This is a genomic window from Lacinutrix sp. MedPE-SW (assembly GCF_001874145.1).
In the GTDB taxonomy this organism is placed as follows: domain Bacteria; phylum Bacteroidota; class Bacteroidia; order Flavobacteriales; family Flavobacteriaceae; genus Lacinutrix.
The window spans coordinates 1-25,766 of sequence record NZ_MPCX01000016.1 but is presented as its reverse complement, the minus strand read 5'-3'; the positions used below and the strand labels follow the sequence as shown (position 1 = coordinate 25,766).

Below are 25,766 nucleotides of genomic sequence, written 5' to 3'. Positions count from 1 at the left end.
TAACTCAAAAGCGCTAAAAAACAAGACAAAAGGTCATGCTTTAAGCAAAAAAACAAGTCATTTTGTCGTTTGATTTTTGGTTTTCTAAATTGGTAAGGTAATTGACTATTGTACACAAAACACAACAACTATTAATTAAAATATATAAAAATGAACTTAAATAATTTCACAATAAAATCCCAAGAGGCTATACAGCTAGCCCAACAAATAGCGCAAGGCTTGGGACATCAACAAATAGAAAACGAACATATTTTTAAAGCAATTTTCGACGTTGATGAAAATGTATTACCATTTATTTTAAAGAAAATGAGGGTTAACATACCTATGCTTAAGCAAATTCTAGAAAAACAGCTAGAAAGTTTTGCTAAAGTTAGTGGTGGCGATTTCTCAATCTCTAGAGACGCTTCTAAAATGTTAAATGAAGCCTCTAATATTGCTAAAAATATGAAAGATGAATTTGTTTCAATCGAGCATTTAATTTTAGCAATTTTTAATTCTAAAAGCAAAATTGCTCAGGTGTTAAAAGATCAAGGTGTTACAGAAAAAGCTTTAAAAGCAAGTATAGATGAATTAAGACAAGGTGATCGTGTAACATCACAAAGTCAAGAAGAAACCTATAATGCACTAAATAAATATGCTAAAAATTTAAACCAATTAGCAAAAGATGGCAAGTTAGATCCTGTTATAGGAAGAGATGAAGAAATTAGAAGAATACTTCAAATTCTATCGCGTAGAACTAAAAACAATCCTATTCTGGTTGGAGAACCAGGAACTGGTAAAACCGCCATTGCTGAAGGTTTAGCACATAGAATTGTAGATGGTGATATACCAGAAAACCTAGTTGACAAGCAAATATTTGCTTTAGATATGGGAGCATTAATTGCCGGAGCCAAATTTAAAGGTGAGTTTGAAGAACGCTTAAAAGCTGTAATTAAAGAAGTTACCAATAGCGAAGGAGATATTGTATTATTTATTGATGAAATTCACACACTTGTTGGAGCTGGTGGCGGACAAGGCGCAATGGATGCTGCTAATATTTTAAAACCTGCATTAGCTCGTGGTGAATTAAGATCTATTGGTGCAACAACTTTAGACGAGTATCAAAAATATTTTGAAAAAGACAAAGCCTTAGAACGTCGTTTTCAAAAAGTTATGGTTGATGAGCCAGATACAGAAAGTGCTATTTCAATTTTACGTGGTATAAAAGAAAAATATGAAACTCACCATAAAGTTCGTATTAAAGACGAAGCTATAATTGGCGCTGTAGAATTATCTACTAGATACATTACAAATAGATTTTTACCAGATAAAGCCATTGATTTAATGGATGAAGCTGCCTCTAAATTACGTATGGAAATAAACTCTAAACCAGAAGAGTTAGATGTTTTAGATCGTAAAATAATGCAACTTGAAATTGAAATTGAGGCCATTAAACGCGAAAAAGATGAAGTAAAACTAAAAGCTTTACGTAGTGATTTAGCAAACTTAAAAGAAGAACGCAATGAGATTAATGCGAAATGGAAAAGTGAAAAAGAAGTTGTAGACAATATACAAAACACAAAACAAGCTATTGAAAACTTTAAAATTGAAGCAGAAAAAGCAGAGCGTGAAGGCAACTATGGCAAAGTTGCAGAGTTACGTTATGGTAAAATAAAAGAAGCTCAAGAAACGCTTGAAAAACTACAAGAAGAATTAAAAGCACAGTCTGAAAATTCTCTCATTAAAGAAGAAGTAACTTACGATGATATTGCAGAGGTTGTTGCAAAATGGACAGGTATTCCTGTAACCAAAATGCTACAGAGTGAACGTGAAAAACTGTTAAAACTAGAAGACCAATTACACAAACGTGTTGTTGGCCAAGATGAAGCTATTATTGCTGTTAGTGATGCTGTACGTCGCTCTAGAGCCGGTTTACAAAACCCACAAAAACCAATAGGAACCTTTTTATTTTTAGGTACAACAGGTGTTGGTAAAACAGAGCTTGCTAAAGCCTTAGCAGAATATTTGTTTGACGATGAAAGTGCAATGACAAGAATAGACATGAGTGAATACCAAGAGCGCCATGCGGTAAGCCGTTTAGTTGGTGCGCCTCCAGGATACGTTGGTTATGATGAAGGTGGACAATTAACCGAAGCTGTAAGAAGAAAACCGTATTCTGTTGTGCTTTTAGATGAAATTGAAAAAGCACACCCAGACACTTTTAATATTTTATTACAAGTATTAGACGAAGGTCACTTAACAGATAATAAAGGCCGTACTGCAGATTTTAAAAACACTATTATTATAATGACCTCTAATATGGGTAGTCAACTAATTCAAGAACGTTTTGAGGCTGCAAAAGATATTGAAACCGCAATGGAAGCTGCTAAAGTAGATGTATTAGGATTATTAAAACAAACTGTTAGACCAGAATTTTTAAACAGAATCGACGATACTATTTTATTTACACCTTTAACTAAAGAAAATATAAAAGAAATTGTTGGCCTACAACTTAAGAGTGTTACTAAAATGATTGCGCAACAAGGCATTACTTTTGATGCTACACCAGAAGCTATCTCGTACTTAGCAGTAAAAGGTTACGAACCAGAGTTTGGAGCAAGACCTGTAAAACGCGTTATACAAAAAGAAGTCTTAAACGCCTTGAGTAAAGAAGTTCTATCAGGACATGTTACAACAGATAGTATTATATTGTTAGATGCATTTGATAATGAACTTGTTTTTAGAAATCAAGGCGAAATGATTTCTGAAGACATCTAAATCAAGTATTAAATGTGTAAAAAATCATAAAATACTGTTAATTAAAAAACATTATAAAATAAACAATAAAATTGTCCGTTTCGTAGGCAATGGTTAGTTAGTTAGTTTGAAAAAGCGACGCAAAACGCAAAGTTGAGCGTCGCTTTTTTATTTATTTTTTTTTAAATTAGTATAGATTAATAGCAGTTTTATATGGGAATGTTTCATTATTTTGACTTAGGGTATTCTGAAGTTTTTGTTTTTGATGATTATATAATAAATCAAATACGAAAAGATAAAGTGATAAGTACAGAACAAGGCTTTATGTTAAACGATATTATTAAAACCTACTTTAATAATAAAAAAATGGTGTACATTTCTAACAAAGTAAAATCTTACCATGTAGATCCTTTAGCCTTTAAGTATGCTGAGAATATTCCTAATCTAGCTGCCATGATTATTGTTAATGCAAATAATGATAATACCGTTAAAAAAATACCGTTGCAAGATTTTAAAAAACCTTTTAAAATTTGTAAAAGTCTTACCGATGCTATAGTTATTGCAGATGCAATTATAAAAAATGAGCCAATGCCAAATTTGTAAATTTTACATTTTAATGGTATTGACTTTTATTTAACCTCTCAAATCAAAAAAACTATGGGTGTAATTCAATATTACGATTTAGATCATGCCGAAATATTTATTTTCGATGACTTTCTTATTAAACAAGTAAAGGAAGGCGAACTAATTTCGTATAAAGAAACTGAAGAATTTAAAAGTATTTTAAAAGAACATTTTAATGGCAAAAAATTAGTTTATATAGGTAATAGAGTTAATTCTTTTTCAATAAACCCTATGATTTATAAGGAAGCAGAAAAAATTCCTAATTTAATAGCAGTAGCTATTATTCCTGGTAGTGAAAGTATGCGTGCTAATGCAGAGTTTGAAGGGCAATTTTACAACAAACCTTACCAAATTTTCGACAACCTAACGCAAGCTATTAAATGGGTGCGCGTTATAATGAAAAATGAAAATAAAAAAGATGACGAAAAAGCTATGTAAACTATAATTGTAATGCTTTTGATGAATACGCTATTGTTTCTTTAAATAACTCTGGTGTTATATTAGCTTTCCAAAAAGGCACAATACCTTTCAGTTTTTCTTGTCCTTCTTTAGAGTTTACCACTTCTGGAAAGGCCGTTTCAAAAACTTCTAACATTACATGAGTGGCAGTCGATGCTCCTGGAGATGCACCCAATAAACAAGTAATACTACCATCTTTACTTTTAACTACTTCTGTACCAAATTGTAATTTACCACCTTCATATTCATCTTTTTTTATAATTTGAACACGCTGTCCTGCAACCAAAAGTTCCCAATCTTCACTTTTTGCATCTTTAACAAAAGTTCTTAAATTATTCATCCTATCTTCATGAGACATTGAAACTTGCTCGATTAAATATTTAGTTAATGGCAAATTATCCCAAAATGCACCAAGCATAGGTTTTATATTATCTAACTTAATAGATTTAAAGAGGTCTAAATTAGAACCTTCTTTTAAAAATTTTGGACTAAAACCAGCAAATGGACCAAATAATAATTCTCGCTTTCCATTAATAAATCGTGTGTCTAAATGTGGCGTAGACATTGGTGGGTCGTTAGGTCCTGCTTTACTATAAACTTTACCTAAGTGTTGTTTAATTATATTTTCATTTTTACAAACCAACCATTCTCCACTTACAGGAAAACCGCCGTATCCATCTTTTTCGGCTATTTCAACTTTTTGAAGCAACAATAAACTACCGCCACCAGCGCCAATAAACACATGTTTAGCATCTAAATATTGGGTTTTATTTGTTATATTATTTTTTACCTCTACAGACCATTCTACATCTTTATCTGGATCTATATCTATAACATCTTCATTACAGTGTACTGGTGTATTAAATTCATTTTCAAGCACATCAAATAGTTTTTTTGTTAATGCTCCAAAATTCATTTCTGCACCACGCTCTATACGCGTTGCAGCCATAATTTCATCTTCACTCCTATTTGCTGTTATTAAAGGAAACCAAGTTTTCATTTTACTTAAAGCTGTGGTAAACTCCATGCCTTCAAACATAAAATGCTCTTTTAGAGCATTAAATCTTTTTTCTAAAAATGCTACATTTTCTTCTCCTGTAACCCAACTGTGATGCGGTACAGAATTAATAAAATCTTTAGGATTAGTAATTAATTTATTATTAACTAAATAGCTCCAAAATTGTTTAGACAATTCAAATTGAGTACAAATATTATACGCCTTAGAGCAATCTACAGTATTTCCTTTTTGTGGTGTATAATTTAATTCACATAATGCAGAATGTCCTGTTCCAGCATTATTCCATGCAGCAGTACTTTCTTGTGCAACACCATCTAATCGTTCTAGAATTAAAATATTTAGTTCTGGCTTTACCAGTTTTACCAAAAGTGCTAAAGTGGCACTCATAATTCCTGCTCCTACACAAATTAAATCGTAATCTGTATTTACATCTATATTTTTGGTACTCATTTCGTTAATTTTAGCCTAAATATAAAACAATAAAATAGTATTGTAGGCTGAATTTAATATCTTTAAATTTCGCAACTCTTTGAAGAAATTGGCAATGAAACATTTAATTATAATAGTATTAGTATTTACAACATTTTCTTGCGCAAAAGCGCAAAATAAAAAAAATACTAAAAACACTAAACAAGAAACTACTACCTTCTATTTTGTTAGGCATGCCGAAAAAGACACCAAACCTAAAAACAACCCAAAACTATTACCAAGCGGAAAAGCCCGTGCAAATACGCTTGCTAATTTTTTTAATAATACAAAACTTGATGCTGTATATGCTACAGATTTTACTAGAACTTTAAATACTGCTTTACCAACTGCAAAATCTCAAAATTTAAGCACAAAAATCTACGACCCAGTATCTATAGATTATAATACATTTAAAAATAATAATATTGGTAAAAATGTATTTATAGTTGGCCATAGTAATACAATACCTAATTTTGTAAATGCTATAATTGGAGAAAACATATATCCAGAAATAGATGAAACCAATTATAATAATTTATACATAGTTACAATAACAAATACAGGAATAAAACACGAGCTAAAAACTATATATTAATACTATTTTTTTAGCTTTGCCATAACATGCAAAAAACAATAAACATACTTAATAAAAAAGCTAAATTTCAATACGAAATATTAGATAAATATACGGCTGGAATAGTTTTAACAGGAACAGAAATTAAATCTATTCGAGATAGTAAAGCTTCTATTGCCGAAGCTTTTTGCGAATTTAATGATAAAAGCGAACTGTTTGTTATAAACATGACTATTCAAGAATACGTTTATGGAAACTACTATAATCATGCACCAAAAGCCGAACGTAAGTTACTTTTAAACCGTAGAGAATTAAAAAAACTTGAAAAAGAGGTAAACACATCTGGACTTACTATTATACCATTGCGACTTTTTATAAACGAAAAAGGTTATGCTAAACTTGTAATTGCTTTAGCAAAAGGAAAAAAACTGTATGATAAACGTGAAACAATAAAAGATCGCGATAATAAACGGAATTTAGACAGAATTAAAAAAAACTTTTAATTATCTAAATATCAAAAAATTATGATTGTTATAACAATTATAATTTTTATTTATTTTTATGTTTGATGTAACCAAGGCAACCTTTTTATAAAAAAAAACGTCTTAGTAATAAACATCAATCTTTTTTTTATGAAAAAACTTCTACTACTTCAACTCTTATTTTTTGCTTTTAATTTTTCATTTTCTCAAATTTCTGGAAATGTAACTTCTAATACAGGTGAAACCTTACCTTTTGTAAATGTTTATATAAACAATACCTATACAGGAACAACTACAAACGAAGATGGAAACTATACTTTAGATATAGAAACCGCAGAAAATTATACAATTGTTTTTCAATATTTAGGGTACCAAACTTTAAAAAAAACAGTTACAATTAATACTTTTCCTTACACTTTAAATGCAACTTTAATAGAAGAAAATATTTCGTTAAGTGAAGTAGTTATTAATTCTGATGAAAATCCTGCAAATCAAATTATAAAAAACACCATTGCAAAACGTAAAGATGTTCTTGAAAAACTTAGTGAATATAAAGCTAATTTTTATTCTCGCGGATTAATTAAAATTATAGACGCTCCTGAAAAAATCTTAGGCCAAGAAGTTGGTGACCTTGGTGGCGGACTGGACTCAACAAGAAGTGGTATTATATATTTATCTGAAACAATATCTAAAATAGAATACCAAAAACCTAGACGATTAAAAGAAAAAATAATTGCTTCTAAAGTTAGTGGAGACTCTAATGGTTTTAGTTTTAATAATGCTACAGATGTAAATTATAACTTCTATAAAAATACTATAGAACTTGAAAACAATGTAATATCTCCAATTGCAGATTACGCCTTTAATTATTACAATTATAAACTAGAAGGCACATTTTATGATGATAATAATAACCTTATTAATAAAATACTTTTAACACCAAAACGTGATAACGATCCTGCATTTTCTGGCTATATTTATATTGTAGAAGACCAATGGTTAATTTATGCTACAGATGTTACAATAACAGGAAAACGCACAGGTATTGCTCCTGTAGATTTACTTACTTTAAAACAAACATTCGCCTACTCTGAGACAAATAATATCTGGGCACTAATATCGCAAACAATAGATTTTAAATATGGTCTTTTTGGTATTAAAGGAGACGGAAGGTTTACTGCCGTATATAGTGATTACGATTTTTCTCCAAATTTTGACGATAAACATTTTACTCGCGAGATTCTTTCTTTTGAAGAAAATTCTAATAAAAAAGACTCTTTATTTTGGAAAAACAAACGACCTGTACCTTTAACTGCTGAAGAATCTTCAGACTATGTTAAAAAAGATAGCATACAGTTAGTTAAAGAATCTAAACCTTATTTAGACTCTATAGATAGAAAAAATAATACTTTTAAAATAAGTGATATTATTAATGGTTACAGTTATCAAAATTCACATAAAAACTATCGCTTTAATATAGATTCTCCTCTAGAAAAAATTACATTTAATACAGTACAAGGCTGGAACGGTAGTGTTGGATTGCGCTACACAAAGCAAATAGATGAGTATAAAAGATTTTTTAATATATCTGGTAATATAAATTATGGTGAAGCAGATAATAGATTACGAGGTACAATAGCTGCAAACTATAAATTTAATAATATCAATGATAAATTTATTTCGATTTCTGGAGGTGTAAAAGTTGAGCAGTTTAATAGTTCTAATCCAATATCTAATAAAGAAAATCTAGTTAGCTCATTGTTTTTTGAAGACAATTACATAAAACTTTACGATAAAAGCTATATTCAAGGTCAATATTTTCAAGAACTATTTAATGGATTTAGATTAAATACAAGTTTAGGTTTTGAACGTCGTAAAACTTTAGTTAATAATACAGATTATGTAATTATAAATGAAGATCGTGATACATACACAAGTAATAACCCATTAAACGAAACAGACTTTGTAAACAAACCATTTAAAACACATAATATTGCTAAACTTAATGTAAATGCAACTATTAGTTTTGCTCAAGATTATTTAAGTTATCCAAATGGTAAGTATAATATACCTAACAGAAAATTTCCATTACTTTCAATAGGTTACGAAAAAGGGTTCGCAGCAACAGATTCTAATTATAATTTTGACCAATTTAAAGCGAGGTTAAGACAACGCATAGATGCAGGAAATAAAGGAGAATTTCAATATAATATTTTAGGAGGTATATTTTCTAATGCAGAAAACATAGCCTTTATGGACTACCATCATTTTAACGGTAATCAAACACATGTAAAAATTAATGGCACCTATTTAAATGCCTTTAAAAACTTACCATATTACGCATTAAGTACAAACAATAACTATGCAGAGTTTCATGCCGAACATCGCTTTAACGGTTATATTTTAAACAAAATACCGTTAGTAAATAAATTAAATTTTAATCTTATCTTAGGTTTTAATTCTGCAATCACTCAAGAAAACAAACCCTATTCAGAATATTCTGTTGGTGTAGATAATATTGGTTTTGGTAAATTTAGATTTTTACGTGTAGATTATGTTCGCTCATACCAAAGTGGTTTTTTAAACGATGCTGTTATGTTTGGTATTAGTTTTTAATTTTTTTTTATGTTTAACGACTATAGACCAAAAATAAAACTTCAAAAAAATCAAACTCAAAAAGTGTTAGAATTAATAACATTTTTATGTGTTGCTTTCTGTTTTATTTATCCAGCAATATATTATTCGGTTTTACCAGAACAAGTACCAATGCATTTTAATTACAAAGGAGAAGTAGATAATTACGGTAGTAAAAACTCTGTATTTGTTTTAGGCATAATAGGAGCAATAACAGCTTTTGGTTTGTATAAGCTTAATCAACATCCTCATATTTTTAATTATCCAGTAAAAATCACTCCAGAAAATGTAGAAAAACAGTACAAAGATGCTGTAAAAATGCTTAGCTATGTAAATTTATTAATTGCTATACTATTTGCTATTATTAGTTACCAAGTAGTAAATATTGCTTTAAAAAACGGCAACCAATTTGGAGTATGGAGCGAATATTTAATATATATTATAATTGGAGTTTTAACCTTTGCACCAATTGTTTTAGTTATAATTAATGTTTTTAAGAAACCTTAGTTTTTATCTTCTAAAAGAGGTACAAATCTAAACTCACCAAACTCAGTTTTATCAAATTCCGTTGGTCCTTTTCTAACAAAAAGAGTCATGGTCTGTACTTTATCACCAACAGGAATTACAAGTCGACCACCAATTTCTAATTGTGCCAGTAATGGTTTTGGCACAAAAGGTGCTCCAGCTGTTACAATAATGCTTTTAAAAGGTGCTTGTTCTACCAAACCTTTATAACCGTCACCAAAAATTAGTTTTTTAGCTCTATATCCCAATTTTGGTAAAAATTTGCTAGTTTTTTTAAAAAGCTCTTGTTGCCTTTCAATACTATAAACTTTTGCACCTATTTCACATAATACTGCAGTTTGATAACCACTACCAGTACCAATTTCTAAAACTTTATCACCGCGATTTACTTGCATTAATTCGGTTTGAAAAGCTACTGTGTAAGGTTGAGAAATCGTTTGGTCTGCAGCAATAGGAAACGCTTTATCTTGGTAAGCATGATCTAAAAAACTAGAATCCATAAATAAATGGCGTGGTATTTTACCAATGGCAGCTAATACAGAAGCATCTGTAATACCTTTGTTTTTTAACACATTAACAAGTTGTTGTCTTAAGCCTTGATGTTTAAAAGTATCTCTCAAAATAGGAAGCAGTTAGGAACGATAAAATTAGCAAAACATCTTTCGTTTTAAAAGTAATTTCTTAATTTAATTTTAAACTAAAAAACAGTGAAAAATTCACTCAATTTTGTGAAATTCGTAGCTAAATATCTTATTTTTGAAAAAAACGTAAACAGAATGCTAAACGCTGGAGTTTTAGGTGCTGGACACCTTGGAAAAATTCATTTAAGACTTCTTAATGAGTCTACTAAATACAACCTTGTTGGTTTCTATGATGCTAATGAAGAAAATGGCAAAAAGGTTGAAGCCGAATTTGGTTATAAATTTTTTAATACTATAGATGCATTAATAGATGCTGTAGATATGGTAGATATTGTAACACCTACTTTATCTCACTACGATTGCGCAAGGCAAGCAATTGCTAAAGGCAAACACATATTTATAGAGAAACCAATTACTAATACTGTTGAAGAAGCCGAAACTCTAAGAACCTTAGTGGCAGAATATGGCGTAAAAGGTCAAGTTGGTCACGTAGAGCGTTTTAATCCAGCATTTATTGCAATAAAAGACCAACTGGAAAACCCTATGTTTATAGAAACTCATCGCTTGGCAGAATTTAACCCAAGAGGTACAGACGTTCCTGTAGTTTTAGATTTAATGATTCATGATATCGATGTCATTTTAAGTGTAGTAAACTCTAAAGTTAAACATGTATCTGCAAGTGGCGTTTCGGTAATAAGCGACACACCAGATATTGCAAATGCAAGAATTGAATTTGTAAACGGCTGCGTTGCTAATTTAACAGCCAGTAGAATTTCATTAAAAAACATGCGTAAAACACGTTTCTTTCAAAAAGATGCTTACATCTCTGTAGACTTTTTAGAGAAAAAATGCGAAGTTGTAAAAATGAAAGATGCACCAACACAACCTGGAGATTTTGATATGATTCTTCAAAATGCCGAAGGTGTAAAAAAGCAAATCTATTTTGACAACCCTCAAATATCAAGCAATAATGCCATTTTAGACGAGTTAGAAACTTTTGCAGATGCTATTAATAACAACACAAAACCAATAGTAACATTACATGATGGTACCGAGGCTTTACGTGTTGCTACTATGATAATCGATCAATTTTAATTAGCACAAAATAAAAATCAAAAATCATTTATACTTAAATGATGTATTATAACAATTTAATAATAACACATTCCTTATCTCTTAGGAATTAAAATAATATTTTTTTTATATGAAAAACGTAGCAGTAATTGGAGCAGGAACTATGGGAAATGGTATTGCTCATACCTTTGCACAATCAGGCTTTAAAGTTCAATTAATAGATATAAGTGAAGAATCACTAAAAAGAGGTATTGCAACTATCACCAAAAACTTAGATAGAATGGTTGCTAAAGAAAAAATTTCTGAAGCAGACAAAGCAAATACTTTAGCAGACATAACAACATACACTAACGTAAATGAAGGTGTTGAATATGCAGGATTAGTGGTTGAAGCAGCTACAGAAAATTTAGATTTAAAACTTAAAATTTTTAAGCAATTAGACGAGGCTTGCCCAGAAGACACCATTTTAGCAACAAACACGTCGTCTATTTCTATTACACAAATAGCTGCTGTAACATCAAGACCAGAAATGGTAATTGGTATGCATTTTATGAATCCTGTACCTATTATGAAACTGGTAGAAATTATTCGTGGTTACAATACTAGCGACGAAGTTACAAATACCATAATGGAGTTATCTAAAACTTTAGGTAAAACACCAACAGAAGTTAACGATTATCCTGGTTTTGTTGCCAACCGCATATTAATGCCAATGCTTAACGAGTCTATAGAAACATTATATAATGGCGTTGCTGGAGTTGAAGAAATTGATACGGTAATGAAATTAGGTATGGCACACCCAATGGGACCATTACAATTAGCAGATTTTATTGGCTTAGATGTTTGTTTATCTATATTAAATGTGATGTATGATGGTTTTAAAAACCCTAAATATGCACCATGTCCATTATTAGTAAATATGGTTCAAGCTGGAAAATTAGGTGTTAAATCTGGTGAAGGTTTTTACGATTATTCAGAAAGTAGAAAAGCAGAAAAAGTATCATCTCAGTTTATTAAGTAAACTGGGATTTTTACAATAATTGATAGCTTTTCCGTTTAAAAAATAAAAGAAGTAATAAAAATTAATGGCAAAAATCCTTCCGTTTAAAGCAGTAAAACCAACACGAGATAAAGTTAGCTTAGTTGCCTCACGCTCGTATCAAAGTTATACACAAGCAGAACGTGAAGCGCGATTAGATTATAACCCATTTTCGTTTTTACACATTGTAAATCCTGGTTATAAATATGCAAAAGAAATTTCTGGAGAAGCACGTTATCAATTAGTAAAAAACCGCTACTTGGAATTTAAAGAAGATGCTGTATTTAAAAAAGATGATGCTTCTAGTTTTTACATTTACAAAGTTGTAGACAGAGATAAACAGGTTTTTAATGGTATTGTTGCCGCCGCAAGTGTTGAAGATTACCAAAACGATATTATTAAAAAACACGAAGACACTATTGTTAGTCGCGAAGTCATTTTTAAAGACTACTTAAAAACAGTAGGTTTTAATGCAGAACCTGTACTACTCACCTATCCAGATAATAAAGCCATTAATACAATTATTAATGAGATACAAGAGCAACGTGCAGAGTTTGAGTTTACCACAACTTACCGCGATACGCATTATTTATGGCAAATAGACAACCAAAAGCACATTAAAACTATTAGTAACGCTTTTGCAAATATGCCTACACTTTATATAGCAGATGGTCACCACCGCTCGGCATCATCACAGTTACTTTGTAAAGAGTTAAAAACCGAAAATAAAAACCATAAAGGCAATGAAGCTTATAATTTTTTTATGAGTTTTTTAATTCCTGAATCTCAATTACGAATTCATGAGTTTAATAGATTGGTAAAAGATTTAAACGGCTATACTAAAGAAGAATTTTTAATACAACTAGACACAATTTATCGTATAGAAAATCGAGGAATAATGCCCTACAAACCATCTAAACCTCATCACTTTAGCATGTATTTAGATGGTGAGTTTTACTCACTATATTTACGTAAAACACACTATAAATTTAAAACTTCTCTAGAAGAATTAGATGCACAACTTCTTTACCAAACCGTTTTAAAACCTATTCTTGGTATTACCGATTTACGTAATGATAATAGAATAGATTATTTAAGCGGAAAAAAAGATATTGTAAATTTAAAAAGCAAAATAGATAGTGGCGAGTTTAAAGTTGGTTTTGGTATGGTTCCTGCAACAATAGAACAAATGAAACAAATTGCAGACGATGGCCTTAAAATGCCACCAAAAAGCACATATATTGAACCTAAGCTACGAAGTGGTGTAACTATCTACGAATTTTAAATAAAATATGAATAAACACATTATTTCTTTTTGTATTATATTTTTAATAGGCTTAGAATGTTTTGCGTTTCAAAACGAATCTGCCACAATACAAAAAACCATAATAAAAAATGGCGTTGGATTGGGATCTGTAATTGCTGTAGTTACATCATTGGATAGAAACAAATCTATTTTATTCGCAATAATTCATGGATTATTTAGCTGGTTTTATGTAATATATTACGCAATTACTAGAAAAGAAGAATAATGAGCATACAAAACAACCTCAACATAATTAAACAATCACTACCAGAACAAGTTACACTAGTAGCTGTTTCTAAAACAAAACCGGTAAGTGATTTAATGGAAGCTTATAATGCTGGACAACGCATTTTTGGAGAAAATAAAATTCAAGAAATGGTAGAAAAGCATGAACAAATGCCTAAAGATATTGCTTGGCACATGATTGGACATGTACAACGTAATAAGGTAAAATACATGGCTCCATTTGTTAGCTTAATTCATGGTGTTGAGAGTTTTAAGCTTTTAAAAGAAATTAATAAACAAGCTATTAAACATGATAGAGTTATAGATTGTTTACTTCAAATTAAAATTGCCGAAGAAAATTCTAAATTTGGAATGTCTACACAAGAAGCTTCAGATATTTTACAATCGGAGGACTTTTCAACATTAAAAAACATCAATATTACAGGTGTTATGGGAATGGCAACCTTTACAGACAACCAACTTCAAATAGAAAAAGAATTTAAACTTTTAAAAACGGCTTTTGAAGAATTAAAACTCCTAAATAGTAAGCACTGTAACCTAAAAACTATAAGTATGGGAATGAGTGGCGATTATAAACTAGCAATAGATTGTGGAAGCACAATGGTTAGAATAGGAAGTAGTATATTTGGAGCTAGAAATTATAATTAAAAAGAACTTAGCCTATTTACGCAATTTTAGACATAGAAACTACTGGTGGTAAGTATAATGAAGAAGGCATAACAGAAATTGCAATCTATAAATTTGATGGCCACGAAGTTGTAGATCAATTTATAAGTTTAGTAAATCCAGAACGTGAAATACAACCTTTTGTAGTAAACCTAACAGGTATAAATAGCAATATGTTACGCAATGCTCCAAAATTCTATGAGGTTGCAAAACGTATAGTTGAAATAACCGAAGGCTGTATTATAGTTGCTCACAATGCACAATTTGATAATAGAATTTTACGTACAGAATTTAAGCGTTTAGGTTTTGAGTTTGAACGCGAGACACTTTGTACTGTAGAGTTGTCTAAAACGCTTATTCCAGATTTACCATCATATAGCCTAGGTAAATTAGTGCGTTCACTTGGTATACCCGTGACAGATAGGCATCGTGCATCTGGAGACGCATTAGCTACAGTTAAACTTTTTAAACTTTTACTTAGTAAAGATATTGAGAAAACTATAATTCAAACATTTTTACGCAAACAGCCAAAGCTTCAATTAGAACCAAAGCTTGTAGATATTATAGCACAAATGCCAAGTATTACTGGCGTTTATTATATACATAATAAAGATGGTGATATTATATATATAGGAAAAAGTAAAAATATAAAAAGACGTATAAACCAACATTTTACTGGTACAGATAGTAAGTCTAAAAAAATCCAGCTAAAAGTAGCAACAGTAACTTACGAAGCAACAGGAAACGAACTTATTGCTTTATTAAAAGAAAATGAAGAAATTAAGCGTAATAAACCTATTTTAAATAGAGCACTAAAAAAAAGTTTATTCTCTCTCGGCCTTTATAAATCTATTGACACCAATGGTTATATAAATTTAAATATAGAACCTGTTGATGGTAGAAAAAAAGCAATAACCACATTTACAAACAAACAAAGTGGCAAAGCTTTTTTAAATCATGCAGCCGAAAAACATAAGCTATGCTTAAAACTTACAGGTTTAGAAAAAACCTTAAGCAGTTGTTTTAAATACGAAATTAAAGAATGTGAAGGCGCTTGTATAAATGAAGAGAACACAGAAGCTTATAATTCTAGAGTTCAAAAAATTATAACAAAATATAGCTACAGTAATCAAAACATGATTATAATTGATCGCGGAAGAAATGTAAACGAACGAAGCGCCATTTTAATTGAAAATGGTGTTTATAAAGGTTATAGTTTTTACGATTTAAACTATCAATTAAACAATATAGAAATCTTAAAATCTATATTAACACCAATGGATAATAATAGAGATACGCAACATATTATTCAAACATACATGCGTAAAAAAAAGCGTTTAAAAATTCTTAAATTTAATACTGAAAATTAAACGTAATCTTTTTAGTACTTTTGATTCTATGAGTAAAAAGAAAAACACATATTGGAAAGATAGACTATATGAGATTATCTACGAAGCAGATACTCCTGCAGGAAAGCTTTTTGATGTTGTTTTACTTGTTTTTATTTTAGCAAGTATTATACTTGTTATGCTTGAAAGTGTAAGGTGGATTGATGATAAATATCACAACCTGCTAAATATCGGCGAATGGATAGTTACCATACTCTTTACCGTAGAATATATTGCAAGAATAATAACTGTAAAAAAACCTTTAAAGTATATATTTAGCTTTTATGGTATTATAGATTTCCTATCAACAATACCTAAATATTTATCTATAATTTTTGCAGGAACTCATGCTCTAGTTGCTTTAAGAGCATTACGTCTATTAAGAGTATTTAGAATTCTAAAACTAGCACGGTATCTTGGTGCATCAAACCAATTGGCTTCTGCTATAAAGGCTAGTCGTGCAAAAATCTCTGTATTTTTATTTGCTGTAATAATAGCTTCAATAATTTTTGGAACGTTAATGTACCTCATAGAAGGTGAAGAAAATGGGTTTACCAATATTCCTAAAAGTGTGTATTGGTGTATTGTAACGTTAACTACAGTTGGTTTTGGTGATATTGCACCACAAACTCCATTAGGCCAATTTTTAGCCACATTAATAATGATTATGGGTTATGGTATTATTGCAGTACCAACAGGAATAGTATCTGCAGAATATACTAAAAGTGCAAATAAAACAGGTAATAAAAACAATGGCAATCATGACGATATACAATTAAACTCGCAAAGATGCCAAAACTGTTTATCTACAAAACATAAAGACGATGCAGAGTATTGCTATAGCTGTGGTCACAACCTTCATATTCAATAATTAAATTGAGCTTAAATAACAAATACCTAATTGCCATAGTTGGACCAACCGCTATAGGAAAAACAAGTTTAAGCATTAAACTTGCTAAACATTTTAATACCGAAATACTTTCGGCAGACTCAAGACAGTTTTTTAAAGAAATGCAAATTGGTACTGCAGCTCCAACTCATGAAGAACGCTCTCAAGCTAAACACCATTTTATTCATAATAAATCTATAATTGATGACTATAGTGTTGGCACATTTGAAAAGGAAGCAATTAATACATTAAACACTTTATTTAAAGATAAAAATGTAGTTATAATGGTTGGTGGTTCTGGTCTTTATGTTGATGCTGTAACTAAAGGGTTAGATTATTTTCCAGACGTAGATAAAAGTATTAGAACACAGTTAAACAAGGATTTAGAAACACATGGTTTAGAGTCGCTTCAGTTAAAACTAAAAACTTTAGATCCTAAATCTTACAATACAATAGCTATAGATAATCCGCAACGTGTAATACGCGCATTAGAAATATGTATTGGAACTAAAAAACCATATTCTTCATTTTTAAATAAAGATAAAAACAACCGTAACTTTAAAACTATAACAATTGGTTTAACAGCAGATCGTGACATTATTTATAACCGCATTAATAAGCGTGTAGATATCATGATTGATAACGGACAAATTGAAGAAGCAAAAGCCTTAATTAGCAAACAACATTTAAATGCATTAAATACTGTTGGATATAAAGAGCTTTTTAAATACTTTAATAACGAATGGAGTTTAGAATTTGCTATTGAAGAAATTAAAAAAAATTCTCGCCGTTTTGCAAAAAGACAACTTACTTGGTTTAAGAGAAACAAATCTACTTTCTGGTTTGATTATAATACCAACGTTACAGAGATTATTGCCTGTATAAAAACTAATATGCAAAGCCACTAAATATTCTATTTACAAACATTATATTAGTACTTACAACTAATATTATGAAAGATAAAATAAATCAACTTTTTAGAACAATATATAAACTAAAAGACAAAATAGCTTTCTATCCTTCTATAATAGGACTTGCTGGCTGCCTTTTTGCTTATTTAATGTTTTTTTTAGAAAATCTTGGTATATCTAAATACCTGCTAGAAATTGTTCCAGAATTAGTTATAAATAACAGTGAAACTGCAAGAGCTTTACTTACAACCTTTATTGCTGGTTTAATTTCTATAATGGTTTTTAGTTTCTCTATGGTAATGATTTTATTAAACCAAGCCTCAAGTAATTTTTCTCCAAGATTATTACCAGGACTAATATCTAATAGAAGACATCAAATTGTTTTAGGCTTTTATTTAGCAACCATATTGTATTGTATTTTTATTTTAGTTTCTATAGAACCAGACGGAAACAAATATCAACTTCCTGGTTTTTCGGTTTTATTTTCAATAATATTTATGGTGAATTGCTTAGCTGCATTTATATATTTTATACACTCTATTTCTCAAGAAATACAGATAAGTAACATTATGTCTAAAATATTTAAAGTCTCTAAATCTAGATTAGAAAAATTAATTGATCTTGAAAAAGACTTAGAAACTGAAGCTTTTAAAGACACTAGTAACTGGACAACTTACACACCAAAAAACAATGGTTACCTACAAGATATTTCTATAGATAATATAGGAAGAATAGCCCATGAACTTAAAACTAAAATTGAAGTACTACCTATAAAAGGAACTTTTATTTTAAAAGAAGACAGTTTATTTAAATCTGAAAAAGAACTTGATAACGATAAAGTAGAACTTATTTTAAAACATTTTGATTTTGCCAAAAGCGAACTTATAGAAGATAATTATATACTTGCTTTTAAACAGTTAACAGAAATTGCTTTAAAAGCCATGTCTCCTGGAATTAATGATCCTGGAACAGCTTTAAATGCTATAGATTACTTAACACAATTATTTGTTTTAAGATGTAAAAAAAGTGACACGAGTTTATATAAATATGAAGAGATTACTAATGTTGCCTTAGCTACAGTAAGTTTTAAAGATTTATTATATTATGTCATGGCTGCATTGAGAACCTATTGCAAACACGATGTAATTTTAGTTACTAAACTACATAAAATGTTAACCGATTTAAAAAAGGTTTGTACAAATTCTAATTATAACACTTGTATAGCTAACGAAATTGACGCTTTAGTAGAAGATGCTAAAAGTGCAGTTGATAATGAAAGAGATGTAAAATTTATTAATGCTTTATAAAACAAAAAAGCACGACAATTAAAACTGTCGTGCTTTTTTTTATTGTAACAATGCTTGATTAAGGATTTACAACTAATCTAAATCCTTCGCCATGAATGTTTAATATTTCAACTTTCTCATCTACTTTTAAGTACTTACGAAGTTTTGCGATGTAAACATCCATACTTCTAGAGGTAAAGTAATTATCATCTCTCCATATTTTAGTTAACGCTAATTCTCTTGGCATTAAATCATTTTCATGAAGCGCTAATAGACGTAATAATTCGTTTTCTTTTGGAGATAGTTTTGTTGGTTCTCCACCTTTATAAGTTAAAAAACGAAGTTTAGAGTTTAAATCAAAACTTCCAATTTTAAATTCAAATTGTTTACTATCTGCAACTGTCTCTGTTGCTTTACGTTGCATGATAGCTTTTATTTTCATTAATAACACTTCACTATCAAAAGGTTTATTTAAATAGTCGTCTGCTCCAACTTTATAACCTTTTAATACATCTTCTTTCATTGCTTTAGCGGTAAGGAAAATAATTGGCACATCGGCATTTTTTTCTCTTATTTCTTTTGCTAAGGTAAATCCATCTTTGTATGGCATCATAACATCTAAAATACAAAGATCAAAATCATCTTTTTTAAATTTCTCGAAACCTTCCATACCATTTTTGGCATGTACTACTTCGTAGTCATTCATCATTAAATAATCTCTTAAAACGGTTCCAAAATTTGGGTCGTCTTCTACTAATAATATTTTCTTTTGTTGTTCATCCATAATGTTATGATATTAACGGAAGTTTTATTGTAAATGTACTTCCTTTGTCTTTTTCACTTTCTACTGATATATGACCGTGATGGTCGTCTACTATTCTTTTTACATAGGCCAATCCTAAACCATGACCTTTAACGTTGTGCACGTTTCCTGTGTGTTCTCTATAAAATTTTTCGAAAACACGTTTTGCAACGGCTTTACTCATACCGCTACCGTGATCTTTTATATTTACTATAATGTTGTTTCCAACATTTAGCGTATCTACTTTTATAATTGGTGCTTCTGGAGAATATTTAATGGCGTTATCCAGAATATTTACCAATACATTTGTAAAGTGAGTTTCGTTTGCTAATACGGTAGATTTTGAAGCCTTTAAACTTGTTTCTATATGACCGCCACGGTCTTCTACTATTAACTCTACATGTGATATAGCATCTTCTATTAAGTCGTGCAAACGCTCTCTATCTTTACTAATGTTTAATTCATTTTTTTCTAGTTTAGATATTCGTAAAACATTTTCTACTTGTGCATGCATACGTTTATTTTCTTCACGAATCATGTGTAAATAGCGTTTCACTTTTTCTTTATCGTCTATTATTTTTGGATTTTTAATAGAGTCTAAAGCTAAGTTTATTGTTGCTATAGGCGTTTTGAACTCGTGTGTCATATTATTAATGAAATCTGTTTTAATTTCAGAAATCTGTCTTTGTTTCATTAATTGAAACAAGGCACTAGAATATGCTACAATTATAATAGTTGTAAAAATTATTGATAATGCTATCATACCAATGATTGATGACCAAATGAATTCTTTTTTATCTGGAAACTCAACTAATAATCTATAATTATTTTCGCTTTTATTATCAAAAAAAGGAACGCTCATAAAAGCATTTTCATAATCAAAGTTTTCAGTTTTAACTTTAGTTGCTAAATCATTATTATATACAGCAAATTCGTATTCTATATCTATATCATCTTGCAGTAACTGTAGTTTAATTAATCTATCGATTTTTTCTACAGTAATTCGTTTATGTATTGGTCTTCTGCTAGAATATTTAAGATATAGTGGTTCAAAATCTATATCTTCTGTTCTATTGGTTTCTCCACTTCTAAATATTGTGGTTTCTGTACCATCTAAAGAACTAGATTTGTAAACTTTCGTTTCGTTTTTACTTATTATTTTTTTTATGCTTACGCTATCTAAACCTATGTCAAAGATCGCAGAAGATAACTTATAGTTTTCTTCTAATATTCCATTTTTGTAAATAAGTGTTTCGTCTGTATTAGAAATATCTTGTTTTATGTAAAGGTCTATAAATGCTGTTGTATCTACATTTACTGCTACACCTTGTCTTAATAAATCTCGAATTTTTTTAACAAAATCCATGTACTCTTCATCACTAATTTCATTAGACACATTACTTAATGCTTTCTTAACATTAAATGTAAATTGGTCTTGTTTATTAGCAACAGAGTTCGATATGTAATAGCCTTGTACAAATATTATTCCTATTAGCGATAGGGTCATTAAAATGACTAATACAAGAAACACTTTCTTCTTCATCAATCAAAATTAACATTTTAACATTTAGATGTCATAGCATTTAACCTAACGTTAACAAAAATGTTAAATTTTGAATTATTGAGATTTATTAACTATTAATTTATGGACTTTTTTAACTTGTAGTTTAGTGTCTTCTAAGTCTGTATTTTCTATTATGTAGTTAGATTTTTCTATTTTTTTTGAGTCTGGCCATTGATTATTTATTACTGCTAAAACTTTTTCTTTAGTAGTATTATCTCTACTTATTACGCGATTAATTCTGGTTTCAAGTGGTGCCGTTACAGTTATTACTATGTCACACTGCTTATAGTTACCATTTTCAAATAATATAGCAGCTTCCTTAATAACATATGGCGAATCTTGTTTTGCAACCCAACGTTTAAAATGCCTTGCCACTTTTGGGTGTACAATTGCATTCATTTTTTTTAAAAGGTTTTTATCATTAAAAATAGCATTAGCTAAAAACTTTTTATTAAGCTCTTTACCTATATAAGCGTTTTCTCCAAATAAAGCTTTTAATTGTCTAATTAGTACTTTTGATCGTACCATTAAGGCTTTTGCTTCATCATCTGCAATGTAAACAGGTACATTTAATTTATTAAACATTTTTGCAACTGTTGTTTTTCCGCTACCTATTCCGCCTGTTAGTCCAACTATTTTCATTCTGTTATTATAAATTCTACACTTTGCTGTTGCAATCTTGCTGTTTTAATTAAACTTGGTTCGCTCACTAATTTTGGAGTTAAAAAACTACTGTTTTTATCAGCTTTTTTAAAATCGCAAATAATTTTAAAATCTTGAGTTTTTACTTTATTAAAATACTCTAAACTTGTATAGTAAGACACTTTTATTGTTTTAGGAAAATAATTTATAGTAAGATTGCTTGGCACATTAATTAGTGTTACTGGTACTTCTATAACTCCTTCAGTAAACTTTTCTACATTAGCTTTTAAGGTAACCCATTTTGTTTTTACATTTATAATTGGGTTCAATGAGTCTATTTCTAAACTCACTTTTTTATTTATAGGCTTATTTACAGATTCTAATGTTAATTTTTGTGTTTTTATAAATTTAATTTTTGAGACTAAGGTTTCAGGACCTATAATTTTTACAGAGTCTGGATATGCCTTAAGACCTTTCATTATATCGTAACCAAAACTAAAATCTAAATCTATTTCTGGTTTAACAGGTACTAATTTTATAGCATTTACATCAAAATTAAAAAGTAATGTGTCTGGTGTTATATTTTGAATTGTAGTTTCTTTTCCAATTTGTTTATTAATATTAGAAAATCCTTTTTTAGATGTCCATAAATATGTTTCATTTTTTTTAATAACATCTTTATTAAAATCTACTTCAATTTTAGGAGGCTTTAAATAATAGCTAAGCCAATTAAAACCATATGTTGTTAATGTTAAGTTTATTTTTTGAGAAGAATCGTTAACAATTACAACCTCATCTGGCAAGTTTACCGTTTTTATATCTAGCGTTATTGTGTTTGTATAATCTTTAGATAATTTGGTTAATATTAAAATACCAAAAGCCATACCTAGAAACAGCAAAAAGCTATTAATTTTTCTACTTCTTAAAATATTTCTAATTTTTATTTTTAATGCAGACATTATTTAGATTTAAAAAATAATTCCGGAAATAATTGCTCTGGTGTTTTATTTGATATTGTAAGATAAAGCGTAGATTTTAAAAAACCCACACCATATCCAAAAAACTGAATAGTTATAGCTATTATAGATTGAATTGCTACCAATATATTTTTAGTACTTAATAAAGCTGATACAAATGCAACTGCATAATAAACGCAGAATAAATAAAATGCAAATGGTATATTTAATATAAGTAATAGTATTGAAACAATAAAACCTAAAGTAAATATACTGGGAAACCAATAGGTAAGTTTTTTTGTTTTTGGATGCCAAGCATTTAATATAGGACGTACTTTACCAAATTTATTAACTTGTTTATAAAATTTAGACCAAGAGATTCGTCTTTTATGGTAAACATAAGCCTTACTAAACAATTTCGTTTTAAAACCTAATTGCCACAATCTTATTGATAAATCTGGATCTTCTCCTGGATGAATATCGCCAAAGCCTTTTGTTGCTATAAATGCTTTTTTAGATAAGCCCATATTAAAACTTCTAGGCTGAAATTTATTAACACTATTTTCTTTACCTCTAATACCACCAGTGGTTATAAAAGCAGTCATACTAAAATTTATAGCTTTTTGAAGGTTTGTGAAAGCATCATCTGCCGTATCTGGACCACCAAAACAATCTACATATTCATTGTTTAGTTCTTTTTCTACTTCATTTAAATAATGAATTGGTAAAATACAATCACTATCTAAAATTATAAAATAATTGCCTTTGGCATTTTGCATTCCATAATTTCTAGAGTCTCCAGGTCCAGAATTTTCTTTAAAATAATATGAAATATTTAATTGAGAACTAAAGGAGTCTACAATAGGCTTTGATGAAACTGTAGAACCGTCTTCAATAATAACAATTTCATATTTTGATTTTGTTGTAAGCTTGGTAAAACTTAATAGAAGTTCTTCAATCTCATTTGGCCTATTATAAACAGGTATTATAAAAGAAAAATCATTTTGCATCTCACAAATGTACTGAAACGCAATAAAAAAGCCACTCAAAATTGAGTGGCTTTTTTTAACACTTAAAAGGTTAAAACATGTATTAGTTTTAATTTTTAATAATCTTAACTGTGTCAACAGCATTACCTACAGTTACTTGAACAAAGTAAGCTCCAGAACTTAAACTAGACATATCTAATTCTTTAGAAACTGCATTTGGTGCAGCTTTTAATACTGTTTGGCCTAACATGTTTACAATAGTAACATTAGAAATCTCTTCTTGAGCACTTAATGTTAATGTGTTTTTAACTGGGTTTGGATAGTACGAGAATACTATATTATTGTCAAAATCTGTAGTAGATAAGCTACTTTCTGTAACAGTTAACACAACTGGTCCTGCTACTTTAGCGGTACCTGTATTATAAAGTCTTACATAGTAAGTTGTACCATCTACTAAACCATCAACGTTTGTAACACCTGTACCAACACATGCTATTTCTGTTCCTCCACAAGCATCATAAACAGCAGCTGTATCTGCATCTGTATCAATATCAACTTGACCAGTAGCTGTTGCTACAAAAGAATACCATATATCTTGATCTGCTCCTGCTGCTCCACAAGAAGCTGCTGCAACTCCAGAGTCTGTTGCATTAGTAGTATCTCCTGTTGCTTGAACTCCTAAAGTTAAAGCCTCTGCACCAGAACATAAATTGTTTGCTGGAGGTAATGGAGTTGTATTTAAATTTAATGTGTAATTACCTACTCCTGTTGATGCATTACCATCTATATAAATATAATATGTTGTAGGTGCGGCTTCAGAGTCGAAACAAACAAAACCACCAGATCCTACATTAGAACTATCGTCATCTCCTGCAACACATACTAATGAGCCACAAGCACCAGACCAAACTTGAATCTCTGAATCAAAAGCACCCGCAGAATCTTCTATAGAAATAGACTCGTTTCCAGGCGAGTTATATACATACCATACTCCAGTTCCAAAAACAAGAGTACCTCCATTAGGTGAAGAATCTCCTCCTGGGTCACAAGTAGTACCCACTGTACCACCTGAACATACTGTTAAATTTTCTACATTAGTAGCACCAACAGTACTTCCAGATATTGAATCTCCAGCATTAATAGTAGTTGCATTTTCGCAAGCATCATTTTCTGGAACAACAAGTTGGAAAATACATAAATCAAACTCTGTATAATTTGTAGCAGAACTACTTCTTATATTAACATAGTACGTTGTACCAGAAACTGCAGTTAGAGTTAGAGCATTTGAATTAGTACAACTTGTACTACTTCCTACTTGAGTAAGTGCTCCACACGCTCCTTCATAAGCCGTTACATATGTTGTAGTAGAACCTGAGTCGAAAGTCTCTGTTTCTGTTATAACAAAATCTCCATCTGCAGGAGCTGTAAAAGAGTACCAAACATCTCTTCCACTTGTACCACATCCATCTGTACTATCTGTTGCACTTTGTGTTGTTCCAGATATTACATTATTACATGAAGAATCTGTAGACGCACTTATTGGTGTTGCATTTTCACAATCGTCATTTGCAGGAGCTGGTGGATTTACATAAATACATAAATCAAACTCTGTGTAATTTGTAGCAGAACTACTTCTTACATTAACATAATAAGTTTGGCCTGAAACTGTTGTTACAATTAAATTTGAAGTATTAAAACAACTCGTTGAAGAACCAATTTGAGTTAATGCTCCACAACTACCTTCGTATGCAGAAACATATGTAGATGTAAAACCAGAATCGAAAGTCTCATCTATAGTTACAGTATATGTACCATCTACAGCTGCAGTAAAACTATACCAAACATCT

General features: G+C 29.9%; 24 protein-coding genes. 16 read left to right on the top strand and 8 right to left on the bottom strand.

Annotation, left to right across the window (positions count from 1 at the left end):
* Nucleotides 1-150 precede the first annotated feature (150 nt).
* From clpB to BM549_RS13125, 3 genes are all read left to right on the top strand, one after another.
* Nucleotides 151-2,757, top strand: a complete 2,607-nt coding sequence (gene clpB, locus BM549_RS13135) for an ATP-dependent chaperone ClpB (RefSeq protein WP_290470681.1) — start codon at nucleotides 151-153, stop codon at nucleotides 2,755-2,757.
* 192 nt (nucleotides 2,758-2,949) lie between these two features.
* Complete coding sequence (locus BM549_RS13130; protein WP_290470680.1) at nucleotides 2,950-3,339, top strand: hypothetical protein; 390 nt, start codon at nucleotides 2,950-2,952, stop codon at nucleotides 3,337-3,339.
* 54 nt (nucleotides 3,340-3,393) lie between these two features.
* Nucleotides 3,394-3,798 (top strand): hypothetical protein, encoded by a 405-nt coding sequence (locus tag BM549_RS13125; RefSeq protein ID WP_290470679.1) that lies wholly within the window; start codon nucleotides 3,394-3,396, stop codon nucleotides 3,796-3,798.
* A 1-nt stretch (nucleotide 3,799) separates the two neighbouring features.
* Here the strand turns inward: BM549_RS13125 and mqo are convergent, their stop codons facing one another.
* A complete protein-coding gene (gene mqo, locus BM549_RS13120; protein ID WP_290470678.1) occupies nucleotides 3,800-5,287 on the bottom strand; it encodes a malate dehydrogenase (quinone) in 1,488 nt (495 codons plus the stop codon).
* Nucleotides 5,288-5,381: 94 nt separating this feature from the next.
* Between mqo and BM549_RS13115 the strand changes: the two genes are divergently transcribed.
* From BM549_RS13115 to BM549_RS13100, 4 genes are all read left to right on the top strand, one after another.
* Complete coding sequence (locus BM549_RS13115; RefSeq protein WP_290470677.1) at nucleotides 5,382-5,900, top strand: phosphoglycerate mutase family protein; 519 nt, start codon at nucleotides 5,382-5,384, stop codon at nucleotides 5,898-5,900.
* Nucleotides 5,901-5,926: 26 nt separating this feature from the next.
* The gene (gene smpB / locus BM549_RS13110; RefSeq protein ID WP_290470676.1) at nucleotides 5,927-6,382 is read left to right on the top strand and encodes an SsrA-binding protein SmpB; all 456 of its coding nucleotides are present in this window, start codon (nucleotides 5,927-5,929) and stop codon (nucleotides 6,380-6,382) included.
* Between the two features lie 129 nt (nucleotides 6,383-6,511).
* Nucleotides 6,512-8,977: a DUF5686 and carboxypeptidase regulatory-like domain-containing protein gene (locus BM549_RS13105; RefSeq protein WP_290470675.1), complete on the top strand. Its 2,466-nt coding sequence runs from the start codon at nucleotides 6,512-6,514 to the stop codon at nucleotides 8,975-8,977.
* Nucleotides 8,978-8,986: 9 nt separating this feature from the next.
* Nucleotides 8,987-9,502, top strand: coding sequence for a DUF1648 domain-containing protein (locus BM549_RS13100; RefSeq protein ID WP_290470674.1), 516 nt, complete (start codon nucleotides 8,987-8,989; stop codon nucleotides 9,500-9,502).
* On the opposite strand, the gene BM549_RS13095 is transcribed toward BM549_RS13100, so the two are convergent.
* Nucleotides 9,499-10,140: a protein-L-isoaspartate(D-aspartate) O-methyltransferase gene (locus tag BM549_RS13095; protein WP_290470673.1), complete on the bottom strand. Its 642-nt coding sequence runs from the start codon at nucleotides 10,138-10,140 to the stop codon at nucleotides 9,499-9,501. The genes BM549_RS13100 and BM549_RS13095 overlap by 4 nt on opposite strands.
* A 156-nt stretch (nucleotides 10,141-10,296) precedes the next feature.
* On the opposite strand from BM549_RS13095, the gene BM549_RS13090 reads away from it, so the two are divergent.
* The 9 genes from BM549_RS13090 to BM549_RS13050 all read left to right on the top strand — a co-directional run bounded on the left by BM549_RS13090 (nucleotide 10,297) and on the right by BM549_RS13050 (nucleotide 18,987).
* Complete coding sequence (locus tag BM549_RS13090; RefSeq protein ID WP_290470707.1) at nucleotides 10,297-11,256, top strand: Gfo/Idh/MocA family oxidoreductase; 960 nt, start codon at nucleotides 10,297-10,299, stop codon at nucleotides 11,254-11,256.
* A gap of 109 nt (nucleotides 11,257-11,365) precedes the next feature.
* Nucleotides 11,366-12,256, top strand: a complete 891-nt coding sequence (locus tag BM549_RS13085; RefSeq protein WP_290470672.1) for a 3-hydroxybutyryl-CoA dehydrogenase — start codon at nucleotides 11,366-11,368, stop codon at nucleotides 12,254-12,256.
* Nucleotides 12,257-12,320: 64 nt separating this feature from the next.
* Nucleotides 12,321-13,559 carry a DUF1015 domain-containing protein gene (locus BM549_RS13080; protein WP_290470671.1) on the top strand — a complete coding sequence of 413 codons (1,239 nt, stop codon included), beginning with the start codon at nucleotides 12,321-12,323 and terminating at the stop codon, nucleotides 13,557-13,559.
* Nucleotides 13,560-13,566: 7 nt separating this feature from the next.
* Complete coding sequence (locus BM549_RS13075; protein ID WP_290470670.1) at nucleotides 13,567-13,806, top strand: hypothetical protein; 240 nt, start codon at nucleotides 13,567-13,569, stop codon at nucleotides 13,804-13,806.
* Nucleotides 13,806-14,474 carry a YggS family pyridoxal phosphate-dependent enzyme gene (locus BM549_RS13070; RefSeq protein ID WP_290470669.1) on the top strand — a complete coding sequence of 223 codons (669 nt, stop codon included), beginning with the start codon at nucleotides 13,806-13,808 and terminating at the stop codon, nucleotides 14,472-14,474. Before BM549_RS13075 ends, BM549_RS13070 begins: the two co-directional genes overlap by 1 nt.
* A 14-nt stretch (nucleotides 14,475-14,488) precedes the next feature.
* On the top strand, nucleotides 14,489-15,862 hold the full coding sequence (locus BM549_RS13065) for an exonuclease domain-containing protein (RefSeq protein ID WP_290470706.1): 1,374 nt from the start codon (nucleotides 14,489-14,491) through the stop codon (nucleotides 15,860-15,862).
* Nucleotides 15,863-15,890: 28 nt separating this feature from the next.
* On the top strand, nucleotides 15,891-16,751 hold the full coding sequence (locus tag BM549_RS13060) for an ion transporter (protein ID WP_013871560.1): 861 nt from the start codon (nucleotides 15,891-15,893) through the stop codon (nucleotides 16,749-16,751).
* Nucleotides 16,752-16,756: 5 nt separating this feature from the next.
* Complete coding sequence (gene miaA, locus BM549_RS13055) at nucleotides 16,757-17,677, top strand: tRNA (adenosine(37)-N6)-dimethylallyltransferase MiaA (RefSeq protein WP_290470668.1); 921 nt, start codon at nucleotides 16,757-16,759, stop codon at nucleotides 17,675-17,677.
* Nucleotides 17,678-17,721: 44 nt separating this feature from the next.
* Nucleotides 17,722-18,987, top strand: a complete 1,266-nt coding sequence (locus tag BM549_RS13050) for a DUF2254 domain-containing protein (protein WP_290470667.1) — start codon at nucleotides 17,722-17,724, stop codon at nucleotides 18,985-18,987.
* A 58-nt stretch (nucleotides 18,988-19,045) separates the two neighbouring features.
* On the opposite strand, the gene BM549_RS13045 is transcribed toward BM549_RS13050, so the two are convergent.
* From BM549_RS13045 to BM549_RS13020, 6 genes are all read right to left on the bottom strand, one after another.
* Nucleotides 19,046-19,750 (bottom strand): response regulator transcription factor, encoded by a 705-nt coding sequence (locus BM549_RS13045; protein WP_290470666.1) that lies wholly within the window; start codon nucleotides 19,748-19,750, stop codon nucleotides 19,046-19,048.
* A 4-nt stretch (nucleotides 19,751-19,754) separates the two neighbouring features.
* A complete protein-coding gene (locus tag BM549_RS13040; protein ID WP_290470705.1) occupies nucleotides 19,755-21,311 on the bottom strand; it encodes an ATP-binding protein in 1,557 nt (518 codons plus the stop codon).
* Between the two features lie 75 nt (nucleotides 21,312-21,386).
* Entirely contained in the window at nucleotides 21,387-21,974 is a 588-nt protein-coding gene (gene coaE / locus BM549_RS13035) for a dephospho-CoA kinase (protein ID WP_290470665.1), read from the bottom strand.
* A complete protein-coding gene (locus BM549_RS13030) occupies nucleotides 21,971-22,933 on the bottom strand; it encodes a YbbR-like domain-containing protein (RefSeq protein ID WP_290470664.1) in 963 nt (320 codons plus the stop codon). Before BM549_RS13030 ends, coaE begins: the two co-directional genes overlap by 4 nt.
* Entirely contained in the window at nucleotides 22,933-23,940 is a 1,008-nt protein-coding gene (locus tag BM549_RS13025; RefSeq protein WP_290470704.1) for a glycosyltransferase, read from the bottom strand. Before BM549_RS13025 ends, BM549_RS13030 begins: the two co-directional genes overlap by 1 nt.
* 88 nt (nucleotides 23,941-24,028) lie before the next feature.
* The coding region (locus BM549_RS13020) for a T9SS type A sorting domain-containing protein (protein ID WP_290470663.1) at nucleotides 24,029-25,766 on the bottom strand (1,738 nt) is incomplete at its 5' end.

Coding starts and splice junctions, on each gene's coding strand:
- BM549_RS13105 (WP_290470675.1), top strand. CDS start 6,512: ATGAAAAAACTTCTACTACTTCAACTCTTATTTTTTGCTTTTAATTTT.
- BM549_RS13130 (WP_290470680.1), top strand. CDS start 2,950: ATGGGAATGTTTCATTATTTTGACTTAGGGTATTCTGAAGTTTTTGTT.
- BM549_RS13115 (WP_290470677.1), top strand. CDS start 5,382: ATGAAACATTTAATTATAATAGTATTAGTATTTACAACATTTTCTTGC.
- BM549_RS13045 (WP_290470666.1), bottom strand. CDS start 19,750: ATGGATGAACAACAAAAGAAAATATTATTAGTAGAAGACGACCCAAAT.
- BM549_RS13080 (WP_290470671.1), top strand. CDS start 12,321: ATGGCAAAAATCCTTCCGTTTAAAGCAGTAAAACCAACACGAGATAAA.
- BM549_RS13090 (WP_290470707.1), top strand. CDS start 10,297: ATGCTAAACGCTGGAGTTTTAGGTGCTGGACACCTTGGAAAAATTCAT.
- BM549_RS13070 (WP_290470669.1), top strand. CDS start 13,806: ATGAGCATACAAAACAACCTCAACATAATTAAACAATCACTACCAGAA.
- BM549_RS13050 (WP_290470667.1), top strand. CDS start 17,722: ATGAAAGATAAAATAAATCAACTTTTTAGAACAATATATAAACTAAAA.
- smpB (WP_290470676.1), top strand. CDS start 5,927: ATGCAAAAAACAATAAACATACTTAATAAAAAAGCTAAATTTCAATAC.
- BM549_RS13085 (WP_290470672.1), top strand. CDS start 11,366: ATGAAAAACGTAGCAGTAATTGGAGCAGGAACTATGGGAAATGGTATT.
- mqo (WP_290470678.1), bottom strand. CDS start 5,287: ATGAGTACCAAAAATATAGATGTAAATACAGATTACGATTTAATTTGT.
- BM549_RS13075 (WP_290470670.1), top strand. CDS start 13,567: ATGAATAAACACATTATTTCTTTTTGTATTATATTTTTAATAGGCTTA.
- coaE (WP_290470665.1), bottom strand. CDS start 21,974: ATGAAAATAGTTGGACTAACAGGCGGAATAGGTAGCGGAAAAACAACA.
- BM549_RS13060 (WP_013871560.1), top strand. CDS start 15,891: ATGAGTAAAAAGAAAAACACATATTGGAAAGATAGACTATATGAGATT.
- clpB (WP_290470681.1), top strand. CDS start 151: ATGAACTTAAATAATTTCACAATAAAATCCCAAGAGGCTATACAGCTA.
- BM549_RS13040 (WP_290470705.1), bottom strand. CDS start 21,311: ATGAAGAAGAAAGTGTTTCTTGTATTAGTCATTTTAATGACCCTATCG.
- BM549_RS13030 (WP_290470664.1), bottom strand. CDS start 22,933: ATGTCTGCATTAAAAATAAAAATTAGAAATATTTTAAGAAGTAGAAAA.
- BM549_RS13100 (WP_290470674.1), top strand. CDS start 8,987: ATGTTTAACGACTATAGACCAAAAATAAAACTTCAAAAAAATCAAACT.
- BM549_RS13125 (WP_290470679.1), top strand. CDS start 3,394: ATGGGTGTAATTCAATATTACGATTTAGATCATGCCGAAATATTTATT.
- BM549_RS13025 (WP_290470704.1), bottom strand. CDS start 23,940: ATGCAAAATGATTTTTCTTTTATAATACCTGTTTATAATAGGCCAAAT.